This is a genomic window from Streptomyces aurantiacus JA 4570, from assembly GCF_000414115.1.
Lineage (GTDB): Bacteria > Actinomycetota > Actinomycetes > Streptomycetales > Streptomycetaceae > Streptomyces > Streptomyces aurantiacus_A.
Genome location: NZ_AOPZ01000278.1, coordinates 33524 through 48047, shown reverse-complemented (window position 1 = coordinate 48047; position 14524 = coordinate 33524). Strand labels below are relative to the sequence as shown.

Annotated in this window: 5 protein-coding genes; all 5 read left to right on the top strand. The window is 72.8% G+C overall.

What is annotated here, in order from left to right; all coding sequences use genetic code 11:
- A partial coding sequence (locus tag STRAU_RS25310) for an acyl-CoA dehydrogenase family protein (RefSeq protein WP_078621468.1) occupies positions 1-976 on the top strand: 976 nt, incomplete at its 5' end.
- Entirely contained in the window at positions 973-1149 is a 177-nt protein-coding gene (locus tag STRAU_RS43855) for a hypothetical protein (RefSeq protein WP_016643242.1), read from the top strand. The genes STRAU_RS25310 and STRAU_RS43855, both read left to right, overlap by 4 nt.
- Positions 1146-2075 (top strand): hypothetical protein, encoded by a 930-nt coding sequence (locus STRAU_RS25305; protein WP_016643244.1) that lies wholly within the window; start codon positions 1146-1148, stop codon positions 2073-2075. Before STRAU_RS43855 ends, STRAU_RS25305 begins: the two co-directional genes overlap by 4 nt.
- A gap of 56 nt (positions 2076-2131) precedes the next feature.
- Positions 2132-3121, top strand: coding sequence for a 3-hydroxyacyl-CoA dehydrogenase family protein (locus STRAU_RS25300; protein ID WP_052029247.1), 990 nt, complete (start codon positions 2132-2134; stop codon positions 3119-3121).
- The gene (locus tag STRAU_RS25295) at positions 3108-14459 is read left to right on the top strand and encodes a non-ribosomal peptide synthetase (RefSeq protein WP_158692120.1); all 11352 of its coding nucleotides are present in this window, start codon (positions 3108-3110) and stop codon (positions 14457-14459) included. Before STRAU_RS25300 ends, STRAU_RS25295 begins: the two co-directional genes overlap by 14 nt.
- Positions 14460-14524: the final 65 nt, after the last annotated feature.

The following is a 14524-nucleotide window of genomic DNA, read 5'->3' as shown; positions in this document are numbered from 1 at the left end:
CGGCGAGGCGTGTGCCCGGATCGGCGGCGTGTGCAGCGCGCTGCGCGGCCTGGTCACCGTACAGAGCATGGTGGGCGCGGCGCTGCTGCGCTGGGGCACCGCCGAGCAGCGTGAGCGGTGGCTGCCGGCCCTGGCCCGGGGCGAGCTGCTCGCCGCCTTCGCCGCCACCGAGACAGAGGCGGGCAGCGACCTGGCCGCGGTCACCACGGCCGTCGAGGAAGAGGGCGACGCGTACACGGTCACCGGCGAGAAGCGCTGGATCACCTTCGGCGAGGTCGCGGACGTGTTCCTGGTCCTGGGCAGCGCGGGCGGACGCCCGGCCGCGGTGCTGGTGGAGGCGGACAGGACCGGCGTCCTGCGGGAGCCGGTGCGCGGCCAACTCGGCATGCGCGCCGCCCAGTTGGCGCACGTACGGTTCGACCGCGTGCGGGTGCCGCGCGAGAACGCGGTGGCACCGCCCGGCTTCGGCCTGTCGCACGTGGCGGCCACCGCGCTGGACCACGGGCGGTTCACGGTGGCCTGGGGCTGCGTCGGCATGGCCGAGGCGTGCCTGGACGCCGCCGCGGACCACGCCGCACGGCGCGCCCAGGGCGGCGTCGTCCTCGCCGAACACCAGCTGGTGCGCTCGCTCCTGGGGCGCGCGGCGGTGGACAGCCGGGCCGCCCGCGAGCTGTGCCTGCGAGCGGCCCGGCTGCGGGAGGCGGGCGACCCGGACGCCATCGCGGAGACGGTCGCGGCCAAGTACGCGGCGGCACACGCCGCCACCGCCGTGGCCGGGAGCGCCGTCCAGATCCTGGGCGCCGCGGGCTGCGCCCCGGACAGCCCGGTGGGCCGGTACTACCGGGACGCCAAGGTCATGGAAATCATCGAGGGCTCGGCGCAGGTGTCCGAACTGCACATCGCCGACCACCTGCTGCGCACCCGCGGACACCGTCCCGGCGGACGGCGGCCGGAGCGAGAGGAAGGACCGCGATGAGCGGACGAGCGAGCGGGCAGCAGGGCGCGGCGGCCGCGCCCGGGAACGCCCCGGCACCGACGGTGAAGTGCCTGGTCTGGGACCTCGACGACACCCTGTGGGACGGCGTCGTCCTCGAAGGCGACGCGCCCGTCTCGAAGGCGACGCGCCCGTCCCCTTCGACGCGGCGGTGAAGACCCTGCACGCCCTGGACCAGCGGGGCATCCTGCACGCGGTGGCCAGCCGGGGCGAGCACGACGTCGCCGCCGCCCACCTGGCAGCGCACGGGCTCGACGACCTGTTCACCGTCCTGGAGGTGGGCTGGGGCGCCAAGTCCCAGGCGGTCGAGCGGATCGCCGCCGACCTGAACATCGGCCTCGACACGATCGCGTTCATCGACAACGACGCGGTGGAGCGGGCCGAAGTGGCCGCCGCGCACCCGGCCGTACGCTGCTACCCCGCGACCGAGGCCGAACAGCTCACCGCGTACGAGGAGTTCACCCCGCCGTTCGTCACGGACGAGTCCGCACAGCGGCGCCGGCTCTACCGCACGGAGCGGCGGCGCAAGGCCGCGGAGACCGAACACACCGGCGCGCCCGCGGAGTTCCTCGCCTCCCTCGACCTGGTCCTCACCGTCCGGCGGGCCACCGAGGCCGACCTCGCCCGGGCCCACGAACTGACGGTGCGCACCCACCAGCTCAACACCACCGGCCGCACCTTCGGCCTGGAGGACCTGCGGCGGCTGTGCGCGGACCCCGGGCACGAGGTGATCGTCGCCGGGCTCGAGGACCGCTTCGGCTCCTACGGCACCATCGGTCTCGCGGTCACCGCGCTGCGGGACGACGCGACCGTGCTCGAACTGCTGCTGATGTCCTGCCGGGTGATGTCGCGCGGCGTCGGGGCGGTGCTCATCGACCACATCGTCGCCGAGACCCTCGCCGCCGGCCGCCGCCCCGTCGCGGAGTTCGTCGCCACCGACGTCAACCGGCAGATGCTGGTCACGCTGCGCTTCGGCGGCTTCGCGGTGGTCGAGGACAACGGTGACCGGATGACCCTGGCCATCGATCCGGCGAACCCGCCGCGCGCCCGCAGGCATCCGGTGCGGGTGGTCACCGCGTGACCGGCCCCCACCGCGACCCGAGCGACCGCAACGACCACGTGAAAACGGAGACCCCCATGCACCAGGACAGCGCCGGGACCGGCGTCATCGGCGTGGTCGGCGCCGGAACGATGGGCATCGGCATCGCCCAGTGCCTCGCCGAGGCCGGGCACCGCGTGGTGGCCGTCGACCCCGAGGAGACGGCGCTCGCCGGGGCGCCGGCCCGGCTCCGCGCCGGCATCAGGCTGGCCACGATGTTCCGCAAGGCCCCCGGCACCGTGGCCATGGACCAGGCCCTGGAGGCGGTCACCTGGACCACGCGGCTCGACGACCTGGCCTCCGCGTGGTTCGTCCTGGACTGCGCGCCGGAGCGCATCCCCCTCAAGGAGAAGCTGTTCCGCGAACTCGACGACGCCTGCCCGCCCCGGGCGGTGTTCGCGACGGTGACCTCGGCGATCCCGGTGAACCGGCTCGCCGCGCAGACGCGGCGGCCGGGGCAGGTGATCGGCACGCACTTCATGAACCCGGCGCCGCTGAAGGACACCGTCGAGGTCATCCGCGGCCCGCAGACCACCGACGCCACCCTGGACACCACGCTCGGCCTGCTCGCCGACCTCGGCAAGAAGGGCATCGTCGTCGCGGACGCGCCCGGGTTCGTCTCCAACCGGGTCCTGATGCTCACGGTCAACGAAGCCGCCACCGTGGTGCAGCAGGGCACCGCCGACCCGGTCGCCGTCGACCGCATCTTCCAGGAGTGCTTCGGGCACACCATGGGCCCGCTCGCCACCGGCGACCTGATCGGCCTGGACACCATCGTCGACACCCTGTACGTCCTGCTCGAATGCACCGGGGACCAGCGTTTCCAGCCCTGCGAGAAGCTGCGCCAACTGGTCGCCGACGGCCACCTGGGCCGCAAGAGCGGCCAGGGCTTCCACCGCTACCCGGCACCCGTGAACACGGTGGAAGCGAAGGCGCCCCCGCTGGACGAACGGCGGCCATCGGCGCAACCGGAGAAGGCGACGGAGAAGGCGACGGAGAATGGGGGGACGAGCCGTGACACGGTCTGAGCACGAGGCTGTGGCGATCATCGGGGTGGCGCTCGCGTTGCCGGACGCCGGTGACCTGGACACCCTGCACGAGAACCTGGCCGACGGCCGCGTCAGCGTGCGTCCACCGGCCAGGGACCGGATCCACCACGTCGGGGCGTCCGCCGACGCCGACTACGTGACCATGGCCTACCTGGACCGCATCGATCTGTTCGACCACCGGTTCTTCGGGCTCTCGCTGCGCGAGGCGGAGCTGATGGACCCGCACCAGCGGATCGCCCTCCAGCTGGCCCACCGCGCCATCGAGAACGCCGGCTACGCCCCGGCGGCGCTGCGCGGCTCGAAGACCGCCGTCGTCCTCAGCGCGCCGACACCCGGCTACGCGAGCCTGTACGCGGACGAGGACCCGCAGCAGATCCTCGGCTCCCTGCCGTCCGCCACGGCCGCGCGCATCTCCTACGTCTTCGACTTCGCCGGGCCCGCGTCCGTGGTGGACACCGCGTGCAGCGGCAGCCTCACCGCGCTCGCCACGGCCGTGGAGAACCTGCGCGGCGGACGGGCGGACCTCGCCGTCGCGGGCGGCCTGAACGTCCTGTCGGTGCCGCTGACCCGGCAGACCCACGAGCCGCTCCGGGGCGTGGAGTCGCCGGGAGCCGTCTGCCGTCCGTTCGACGCCGAGGCGGACGGCACGGCGATCGGTGAGGGCGGCGGGCTCGTGCTGCTCAAGCGGCTGTCCGACGCGCTGTCCGACGGGGACCACATCCACGGGGTGCTGTCCGGTATCGCCGTCAACCACAACGGCTTCCGGGCCACGAGCATGAGCGCGCCGAGCGCCTACGGCCAGGCCGAGGTGATCGTGGAGGCATGGCGGCAGGCCGGCGCCGACGCGATCGACCTCGTCGAGTGCCACGGGTCGGCCACTCCGCTCGGCGACGTGGTGGAGGCCAACGGTCTGCAACTCGCGTTCGCCGAGGCCGGTTTCGCCGGGCCGTGCGGGATCGGTGGGGTCAAGGGCAACGTCGGCCACCTCGACCAGGCCGCGGGCATGGCGGGTCTGTTCAAGGTCCTTGCCGGTCTGCGGCACGGGACGCGGTATCCGAACCCGAACTTCCGCTCGCCGAACCCGCTGGTCGACGTGTCCGGTCCGATCCAGGTGGAGACGGCGGCCGCGCCGTGGGTGCCGTCGTCGGGTGTCCGCCGGGCCGGACTGAGCTCGTTGGGGCTGACCGGCACCAACGTCCACGCGGTGATCGAGGAGCCCCCGAACGACCGCGCCGCGCTGCCCGGTTCGACCAGTGAGCTGGTCACCCTCTCGGCGAAGTCGGCGTCCGCGCTGGCCACCTCCGCCGCACGTGTCGCCGCGTTCCTCGACGAGACGGATCACCACTTGGCGGCCGTCGCGCACGTGCTCAACAGGGGCCGCGACGACCATCCGTTCCGCTGGGCCGGAGTCGCCCACGACGCCGGTGAACTGGCCGCGTCCCTGCGGGAGACCACATTCGGTACGGCCCCCCGTTCCGCCAAGGTCGTGCTGCTGTTCTCCGGTGACGGTGAGCTGGGCGACGCCACGTGGGACCGGCTGTCCGAGTCGTACGACGGGCTCGCCGGCGTGGGCGGGAGCGGTTCGGCGGGGGAGCGGCTGGCCGACCGGTTGTGCGCCACGTACGAGCTGGTGCGGTCGCTGGGCGTGAGCGAACTCCAGTTGGTGGGGTCGGGCGTGGGCAACCTCGCGATTCGGCGGCTGCGCGGCCAGGACGTGGACACGCGCGACGCGCCGATCACCGACGAGGTGAACGAGAGCGGGCTGCGGCGGGCGGTGGCGGAGTTCGCCGACCAGGGCGCGGTCATGGTGGAACTGGGCGCCGACGGCGCCTTGTCACGGGCGATCCGGCGCGTGGCCCCGGAGCTGCCGGTGGTGCGGATGTTCTCCGATCCGTCCCGGGACGGTGTGCTCGGGGCGCTGGCCGAGCTGTACGCGCTGGGCGTGGACATCGAGTGGGACCGCTTCTACGCGGGGCGGCAGCTCCCTCGGGTCGAGGTGCCGACCTATCCGTTCGAGGAGGTCTCGTGCTGGTGCCTGCCGCCGGGCGGACCCACACCCGCGCCGGTACCCGCCGTCACCCCGGAATCGGTTCCCCGACGTTCCGCCGGGGCGCCCCAGTTGGAGATCGCGAACGTGTGGCGGGAGGTGCTGAAGGCCGAGGTCGGGCCGGACTCGAACTACTTCGAGCTGGGCGGGACGTCCATCGCGGGCATCTCCGTGCTGCGGGAGATCGAGCGGCGGTTCGGGGTGCGGCTGACGTTCGCGGACCTGTTCCGCTGCCCGACGGTCCGGGAGCTGGCGGCGCTGGTCGACTCGTCCCGCGAGGCGCCGACCGCGGACGGCTGGACGATTCCGGTGCTGCCGCGTGGCGGCCGGCTGCCGCTGTCCTTCAACCAGGAACAGCTGTGGTACCTCGACCGGCTCAACCCGAACAGCCCGCTCTACAACCTCCCGACCCGGGCCCGCTACCACGGCCCGTTCGCTCTCGACGCGTTCCGGGACGCCCTCGGTGACCTGGTGCGGCGCCACGAGATCCTGCGCACCCGGATCCTCGACGACGACGGCGTCCCGTACGTCCTCGCGGACCTGCAGGAACCGGCCCTGGAGGTGCTGGACCTCAGGGGGCAGCCGGAGACGGAACTGGCCCGGGTGGTCGAGGAGATCACGACCAGGCCGTTCGACCTGGCCACGGGGCCGCTGCTCAGGACGACGGTCATCCGGCTCGCCGACGAGGACCACATGGTGCTCTACTCCTGGCACCACATCGTCTTCGACGGCTGGGTACCGGAGGTCTTCTACCGCGAGATCGGGGAACTCTACGCGGCCCGGCGCGAGGGCCGGACGCCACGCCTGCCCGACCTGCCGGTCCAGTACGCGGACTACGCCGCCTGGCAGCGGTCCTGGCTCGCCGACGGCCGGATGGAGCGCGGCCTGGAGTTCTGGCGCACCGAGCTGAGCGATCTGTCCCCCGCGGAACTTCCGCTGGACCGCCCGCGTCCGAAGACCCAGTCCTACGCCGGGAACCTGCTGAAGTTCGAGCTCCATCCGGACCTCGCGCGGGAACTGCGCGCGTTCAGCACGCGCGAGAACGTGACGACGTTCGTCACCATGCTGGCCGTGATCGACGCCTTGCTGCACCTGTGGGCCGGGCACCGGGACGTGGTCGTCGGTGTGGCGACCTCCGGCCGGACGAACCCGGCCACACACGGGCTGATCGGATACTTCAACAACGTCCTGCCCTTCAGGACCCCGGTCGGACCGGAGCTGAGCTTCCGCGACCTCGTCCACCGGTGCACGAGCACCGTCACCGGCGTCCTCGACCACGAGGAGATACCGTTCGGGAAGATCGTCGCGGAGCTCGGCGGCCACCGTGACCCGTCGAGGCACCCGGTGTTCACCGTGGGGTACACGCACCAGAACAATCACGCCCCCACCGGGGAACTCCCCGGGACGACGGTGTCCCACGACTCCGAGGACGTCGACGGGATCGCCCCCGGCACGGCCAAGTGCGACCTGACCATCGGGGTGTTCGACCAGGAAGGCGCCCCGATGGACGCCTTCCTGGAGTACGCGGTCGACCTCTTCGACGTCACCACCATGCGTCGCCTCGTCGCCATGTTCCAGGAGATCGTCGCCGCCGCGATGGCCGATCCCGACCGCCCGCTCCGCGACCTCCTCACCGCGGACACGGCTGACACCCCGGACACGGCTGACACCACAGGCACCCCGGCCGTCACCGGGCCGACGGGCCACGACCCCGTCAACGGCGCCACGGTCCCGGTCCCCGACATCTCGCTGCCCGAACTCTTCGAGCGGCAGGTCGCGATCACGCCGGACGCCGTCGCCGTGGTCTCCGGCGCCGAGTCGATCACCTACCGCGAGCTGCACACCCGGGCGGATCATCTGGCGCGCGCCCTGAGCGCGCGGGGGATCGGTCCGGAGTCGGTGGTGGCGGTCGCCGTGGAGCGGTCACCGCGGTACGTTGCCGCGATCCTGGCGGTGACCCGGGCGGGCGGCGCCTATCTGCCCGTGGACCCCGGCCAGCCCGCCGAGCGGATCCGACTCCTGATCGACGACGCCCGGCCCGCCCTGGTGCTCACCGACGGCGGGATCCTGCCGGACCTGCCCTGCCCTGTGATGGACATGAAGGCATCCGCTCCGGAGACCGACGAGAGTCCGGTGCCGGGGGCCGCTCCAGCGGCGCAGCACCGGCCGCACCGGTATTACCCGGACCAGTTGGCGTACGTGATGTACACGTCCGGATCGACCGGGGCGCCGAAGGGGGTCGGCATCACGCACCGGGACGTCGTCGCCTTCGCCGTCGACCGCGGCTGGTCCGCCGCCACGCAGGACCGGGTCCTGTGTCACACACCGCTGACCTTCGACCCCTCGGTGTACGAGCTGTGGGTGCCCCTGCTGCGCGGCGGCCGGGTGGTGATGGCCCCTCCGGAACGGCTGAGCTCGGGCACGCTCGCCCAACTGGTCGCCGACGAGGGCATCACGTCGGTCTTCCTGACGACCGGCCTGTTCAACGTCCTGGTGGAGGAGGACGTGACGTGCCTGGCCGGCCTGCGCGAGGTGTGGACCGGGGGCGAGCGCGCGCAGCCCTCCGCGCTCCGCAAGGCCCTGGACGCCTGCCCGCGCACCACGTTCAAGCATGGTTACGGGCCGACCGAGACGACGATCTGCGCGACCGCCCGCGCGATGGACGCCGCCGAGGACTTCGACGCCGACATCCCCATCGGGCGGCCGATGGACAACGTGCGCGCCCATGTACTGGACGAGGCGCTGCGTCCGGTGCCGCCCGGCACCGCCGGTGAGCTGTACCTCGCGGGCGAGGGCCTGGCGCGCGGGTACCTCGGCCGGCCGGGGCTGACGGCGGAGCGGTTCGTGGCCGGGCCGTTCGGGCCGCCGGGAGAGCGGATGTACCGGACGGGCGACGTCGCCCGCTGGACCCCGGACGGCGAGCTGGTCTTCCAGGGACGCGTGGACGACCAGGTCAAGATCCGCGGGTTCCGCATCGAGCTGGGGGAGATCCAGGCTGTCCTCGCCGCCCACCCGGCGGCGGTCGAGGCGGCGGTGGTGGCCCGCGAGGACCAGGACAAGGGCAAGTACCTGCTGGGTTACGTGGTCGCGCGCGACGGCGTCACCGCGGAGGAGTTCCGCACGTATCTGGCGGGGCGGCTGCCGGAGTTCATGGTGCCGTCGGCGATCGTGGTGCTCGACAGGATGCCGTGGACGCCGGCCGGGAAGCTGGACAAGGCGGCCCTGCCCGAGCCGGAGGTCGCCGCCTCGGCGTACCGGGCGCCCCGCACCGAGTCCGAGAAGGTCCTGTGCGGTCTCTTCGCGGACCTGCTCGGCGTCGAACGGGTCGGTGTCGACGACGGCTTCTTCGAGCTCGGCGGGCACTCCCTGCTCGCGACCCGCCTCGTCAGCCGGATCCGGACCGCGCTGAACGCCGAGGTCCCCATCCAGGCGGTGTTCGAGGCGCCCACGGTCGCGGCGCTTGCCGAGCGTCTCCAGGCCGGAACCCCGGTCCGGCCGCCCCTGCGGCGCGTCGCGCGACGGCCGGACCGGGTGCCGCTGTCGTTCGCGCAGCGCCGACTGTGGTTCCTCGACCGGTTCGAGGGCCCGTCGGCCGCCTGGAACATCCCGCTGACGCTCCGCCTGACCGGCACGCTGGACGCCGAAGCGCTGTCGCTGGCGGTGCGAGACGTGATCCACCGTCACGAGAGCCTCCGCACCGTGGTCTTCGAGGAGGAGGGCGTGCCCTTCCAGCGGGTGCTGCCCGCGGACGAAGCCCTGCTGGACCTCCCGGTCGTGGACGTGGAGCCGGACGGTCTGGCCGATGCCGTGGCCGCCGCCGTGGCCCGTCCCTTCGACCTGGCCGCGGAGATACCGGTACGGACGTCACTGTTCCGGTCCGGCCCGGACGAACACGTCCTCGTGTTGCTGGTGCACCACATCGCGGCCGACGGCGAGTCGGCGGCCCCGCTGGCGCGCGACCTGAGCGCCGCCTACGACGCCCGGCGCGGCGGCACCCGCCCGCGGTGGCCGGAACTGCCCGTGCAGTACGCGGACTTCACCTTGTGGCAACAGGAATTGCTGGAGGACGCCAACAGTCCTGTGGCGAGCCAGGTGGCCTACTGGCGGGCGGAGTTGGCAGGCGTACGGCCCGTGCGGCTGCCCGTGGACCGGCCGCGCCCGCCGGTGGCCAGCCACCGCGGCGACGCGGTGGAATTCCGCCTCGATCCCGCTCTGCTCGACGCGGTGGACGAGCTGGCGCGTGCGCGCGGCGCGACCGCCCCCATGGTGTTGCAGGCGGCGCTGGCCGTGCTGCTGCACCAGCTCGGCGGCGGTGAGGACATCACGATCGGCTCGCCCATCGCCGGCCGGGTCGACGAGGCGCTCGCCGACTCGGTCGGGTTCTTCCTCAACACCTGGGTCCTGCGCGCCGACCTGTCGGGGAGCCCGTCGTTCGAGACGGTCGTGGACCGGGTGCGGGGCAAGGCCCTGGCGGCGTACGACCAGCAGGACGTCCCGTTCGAGAAGCTCGTGGAGATCCTCAACCCGGAACGGTCCACCGCCTACGACCCGTTGTTCCAGGTGCTGTTCGTCTGGCGCAAGGCCGAGGGGCCGGGCTTCGCCCTGGGGGGCCTCGACGCCACGATGGAAGCGGTGCCGATCACGACGGCCAAGTCCGACCTGTTCCTCAACCTGACCGAAATCCCGGGGCAGGGAGTCCACGGCCGCCTGGAGTACGCCACCGACCTGTTCGACCGCGTCACCGCGGAGCTCTTCGTCAGCCGTTACGAGGCCGTCCTGCGGCAGGTGGTGGCCGATCCAGGGCGCCGGGCCGTGGACGTCCTGATGGCGGGCGAGCGGGAACGCCTTCTCGGCGAGCCCGCCACCCCCGTGACAGCGGCGCCCGACGTGACGGTGCCGGAGCTGTTCGAGCGGCAGGCCGCGGCTGCTCCGGACGCGATCGCGGTGTCGTGCGACGGCGTCTCCCTGACCTACGGGGAGCTGAACGTGCGCGCCAACCGGCTGGCCCGTGCCCTGGTGGAACGGGGCGCGCGACCGGAGGCGCTGGTGGGCCTCGCCCTGCCGCGGTCGGTCGACCTGGTCGTCGGCATGCTGGGCATCTGGAAGTCCGGTGCCGGCTACGTCCCGATCGATCCGCGGCACCCCAGCGGACGGGCGGCCGTCGTGCTGTCCGAAGCGCGCCCGGAGTTCGTCCTGACGGACCTGGACGAGCTGGACCTCACGACGGGTGACGACGCGAACCTCGACAGCGGAGTGCGGCCCGGCAACGCCGCGTACGTGATGTACACCTCCGGCTCGACGGGCACGCCCAAGGGCGCCGTGATCACCCACGGGTGCGTGGCGCACGACGTGGCGCGCCTTGTCGAGCTGATCGGCCTGCGGCCGGGACAGCGGGTGCTGGCGTCGACTTCGGTGGGCTTCGACGTGTCGGTGTTCGAGGTCATGGCCTCCTTGAGCGCCGGGGCCACCATCGAGGTGGTCCAGGACGTGGTCGAGTGCGGCGCCTGGTCGGGCCAGGTGGTCAGCGCGGTGCCGTCGGTCCTGGCCCAGGTCGGTGACCAGATCAAGGCCGACACCGTGGTGTTCGCCGGTGAACCCCTGACGGCCGGCCTGGTCGACCGGGTGCGGGACGCCATGCCCGGAACGCGGATGATCAACGCCTACGGGCAGAGCGAGTCCTTCTACGCCACGGCGTTCCGGATCCCTGACGAGACCGATCCGGGCGTGGTGCCGATCGGCACGCCGCTGGGCACCATGCGCGCGTATGTGCTGGGCCCCGGGCTGGGGTTGGTGCCGTCCGGTGTGGTGGGGGAGCTGTACGTGGCCGGTGAGGTGGGCCGCGGCTATCTCGCCCGGGCCGGCCTGACGGCGGAGCGGTTCGTGGCGGACCCGTACGGTCCGGCCGGGTCGCGGATGTACCGCACCGGGGACCTGGCCCGCTGGAACCAGGACGGCGAGCTGGAGTGCGTGGGGCGTGTCGACGCGCAGCTGAAGGTGCGCGGGGTGCGGATCGAGCCGGGCGAGGTGGAAGCAGCGCTGGTGGCGTGCGCGGGCGTGGCACAGGCGGCGGTGGCGGCGGTCGACGGCGGCCGGGGCACGCGCCTTGTGGGGTACGTCGTCCCGGCCGAGGTGTCCGGTTACGACGTCGACCTCGGCGTCGACGTGGCGGAGATACGGCGGTCCCTGGCCGGGCGCTTGCCCGAGTTCATGGTGCCGTCGCAGGTCGTGACGCTGGACAGGCTGCCGTTGACACCCAGCGGGAAGGTGGACAGGGCCGCGCTGCCGGACCCGGGCTTCGCCGCCGCGGCGTACCGGGCCCCGGGCTCGCCCGTCGAAGAGGTGCTCGCCGGGGTGTACGCGGACGTCCTCGGGCTGGAATGGGTCGGCGCCGACGACGACTTCTTCGCCGTCGGCGGGGACAGCATCCGGTCGATCCAGGTGGTGTCGCGGGCCCGGGCACTGGGCGTCGGGATCACCCCCCGGCAGATCTTCGAAAGCCGCACCGTGGCCGCACTGGCGGCCGTGGCGAGCGCGGGCGAAGAGGGTGTCGAACTCGCCGAACTCGACGGCGGCGGGGCCGGCTGGATGCCGCTGCCGCCGATAGCGCGGCACGCGGGCGGCCGGTTCCCCCGGTTCTCCATGGCGGTCATGGTGGACCTGCCGCCGGACATCGACGAAACGCTTCTGGTCGCGACACTGACCGCAGTGGTCGACCACCACGACATGCTGCGCTCACGGCTCCTGCCCGACGACGGCGGGCTCGTGGTGGGCGCGCCGGGAACGGTCGATGTCGCCGGACTGCTGCGGCGGGCCGAGGGAGAGCGGGACAGGGCCGCCGAGCTGGACGCGGCCACGGGCCGACTGGACCCGGAGGCCGGGGTGATGGCCCAGTTCGTGTGGTTCGACCCCGGCGCCGGGACAGCGGGCCGCCTGTTGATGGTGTTGCACCACCTCGTGGCCGACGGGGTGTCGTGGCGGACGCTGCTGCCGGACCTGGCGGCGGCCTGGGCGCAGTTGCGCGAGGGCAGGGCTCCGGTGCTGCCGCCGGTGGGGACGTCGGCCCGGCGATGGGCGCACGCCCTGGCCGCCGAGGCGTCCCGTCCGGAGCGGGCGGCGGAGCTGTCGTACTGGAAGGACGTGCTGGACGGCCCCGATCCGCTGCTCGGGTCCCGCAGGCTGGACCCGGGCCTCGACACCGTCGCCACCCTGGACAGCGTCCGGGTGGACCTGCCCGACCAGGCGACGGAGGCCCTGTTGTCCATGCTTCCGGCGAAGTTCCGGTGCGGGACACAGGACGGCCTGCTCGCCGGTCTTGCGCTCGCGCTGGCCCAGTGGCGACGCGAGCGGGGCGTGACCGAGTCGTCCTCCCTGATCGCCCTGGAAGGACACGGCCGCGAAGAGGCACTCGTGCCCGGATCGGACCTGTCGCGCACCGTCGGCTGGTTCACCAGCGCGTTCCCGGCCCGCCTCGACGTCGCCGGCTCCGAGCTGGACGAGGCGTTCGCGGGCGGGCCCGCCGCCGGTGGCGCGCTGAAGACGGTCAAGGAGCAGCTCCTGTCCGTTCCGGACAAGGGCCTCGGCTACGGGATGCTGCGGTACCTGAACCCCGAAACCGGCGCGGACCTCGGCTCGTACTCCGAACCGCAGATCGCGTTCAACTACCTGGGCCGGTTCTCCACGGCCGACATGCCCGGGGACCTGAGGGGGCTGGGCTGGACGCCGGTCGCCGACAAGGACAGCATGGACATCGCCCCCGACGCCGACATGCCCGCGTTGGCGGAGATACAGATCAGCGTGATGGTCGTCGACAGCGAGGACGGTCCGCGACCGCAGGCCACGCTCTATTTCGCCACGGGTGTGCTGACGCGTACCGACGTGGAGGAGCTGGCCCGGCACTGGTGTGACGCCCTGACGGGACTGGCCCGGCATGTGACGCGGCCGGATGCGGGCGGCCTCACGCCGTCGGACCTGCCGCTGGTGACGGTGGCCCAGCAGGACATCGAGAAGTGGGAGCGCCGCTACGGCCGCTTGGCCGACGCCTGGCCCCTCACGCGTGAGCAGTCCTCGATGCTCCCGCACACCATGCGGCCGGACCAGGCGTACGACCCCTACCACGTGCAGATGGCCTTCCAGGTCACCGGGCAGGTGGACGCGGCCAGGATGCGGGCCGCGGGCCAGGCGGTGCTGGACCGCCACGCCAACTTGCGCGTGGCCGTGGCCAGGCGCGCCGACGGCGAACCCGTACAGGTCGTGATCGATGGCGTCGAACTGCCGTGGCACGAGCACGACTTGAGCGGCCTCGGGGAGGAGGAGTGCGACCGCGCACTCCAGGAGCTCCGCCTCGAGGACCAGGCGGCCCACTTCGACCCGGCGACGCCGCCCCTGGTGCGGATGACGCTCGTGCGGCTGGGGGAGGACCGTGCGGAACTGCTGCTGACGGCCAGTCACCTGGTGTTCGACGGCTGGTCCGTTCCGCTGCTGCTCCAGGAACTGCTGCGGCTGTACGGCTCGGGCGCCGACCCGTCCGTACTGCCGGAGGTGCGTCCCTACAGGGACTTCCTGGGCTGGCTGGCGGAACAGGACCGGGGGGCGTCGGAACGCGCGTGGGCCGACGAACTCGACGGCCACAAGCCGACGTTGCTGGCCGAGCCGTCCGAAAGCGACCCCGGCGGCGTCGACACGGTCGAGGTGCCCGTGAGCGCCGAGACCGCGGACGCGCTGTCCCGGCGTGCCGCGGAGCTGAGCGTGACACTGAACACCGTCGTGCAGGGCGCGTGGGCCTCGGTCCTGGCGGACCTGACCGGGCGTGACGATGTGGTGTTCGGCGCCACGGTGTCCGGTCGGCCACCTGAGGTCATCGGGGTGGACGCGATGGTGGGGCTGTTCGTCAACACCGTGCCGGTCCGCGTGCGCCGCTCCCCGGAGAGCACCTGGGCCGAGCTGCTGACCGAACTCCACGACCGGCAAGGGCGGTTGATGGAGCACCATCAGTTCGGGCGGACCGACTGCCGGCAGGCCGACACCCAGGTCGTGTTCCAGTCGTTCCCGAAGGACCGATCGGGAATCCGTGAGGCGAACACCGCCGCCGGGATCGCGATCACCGGGGTCAGCACGGTCAACGGCACCCGCTACCCGCTGGTCGTCGGCGTGACGGTCGATCCGCACCTGAGCGTGTCCCTGTCCTACCAGCGCCACCTGTTCGACCCTGACACCGCGGCCGGCCTGGCCGAACGGCTCGCCGGAACGTTCGCGGGGCTCGCAGGGAGGTGACCTGTTGCCGGGCCCCGCGAGGTTGTGCCGCGCGGGGCCCATCGGACGACCGCTCGCTCCCCGGG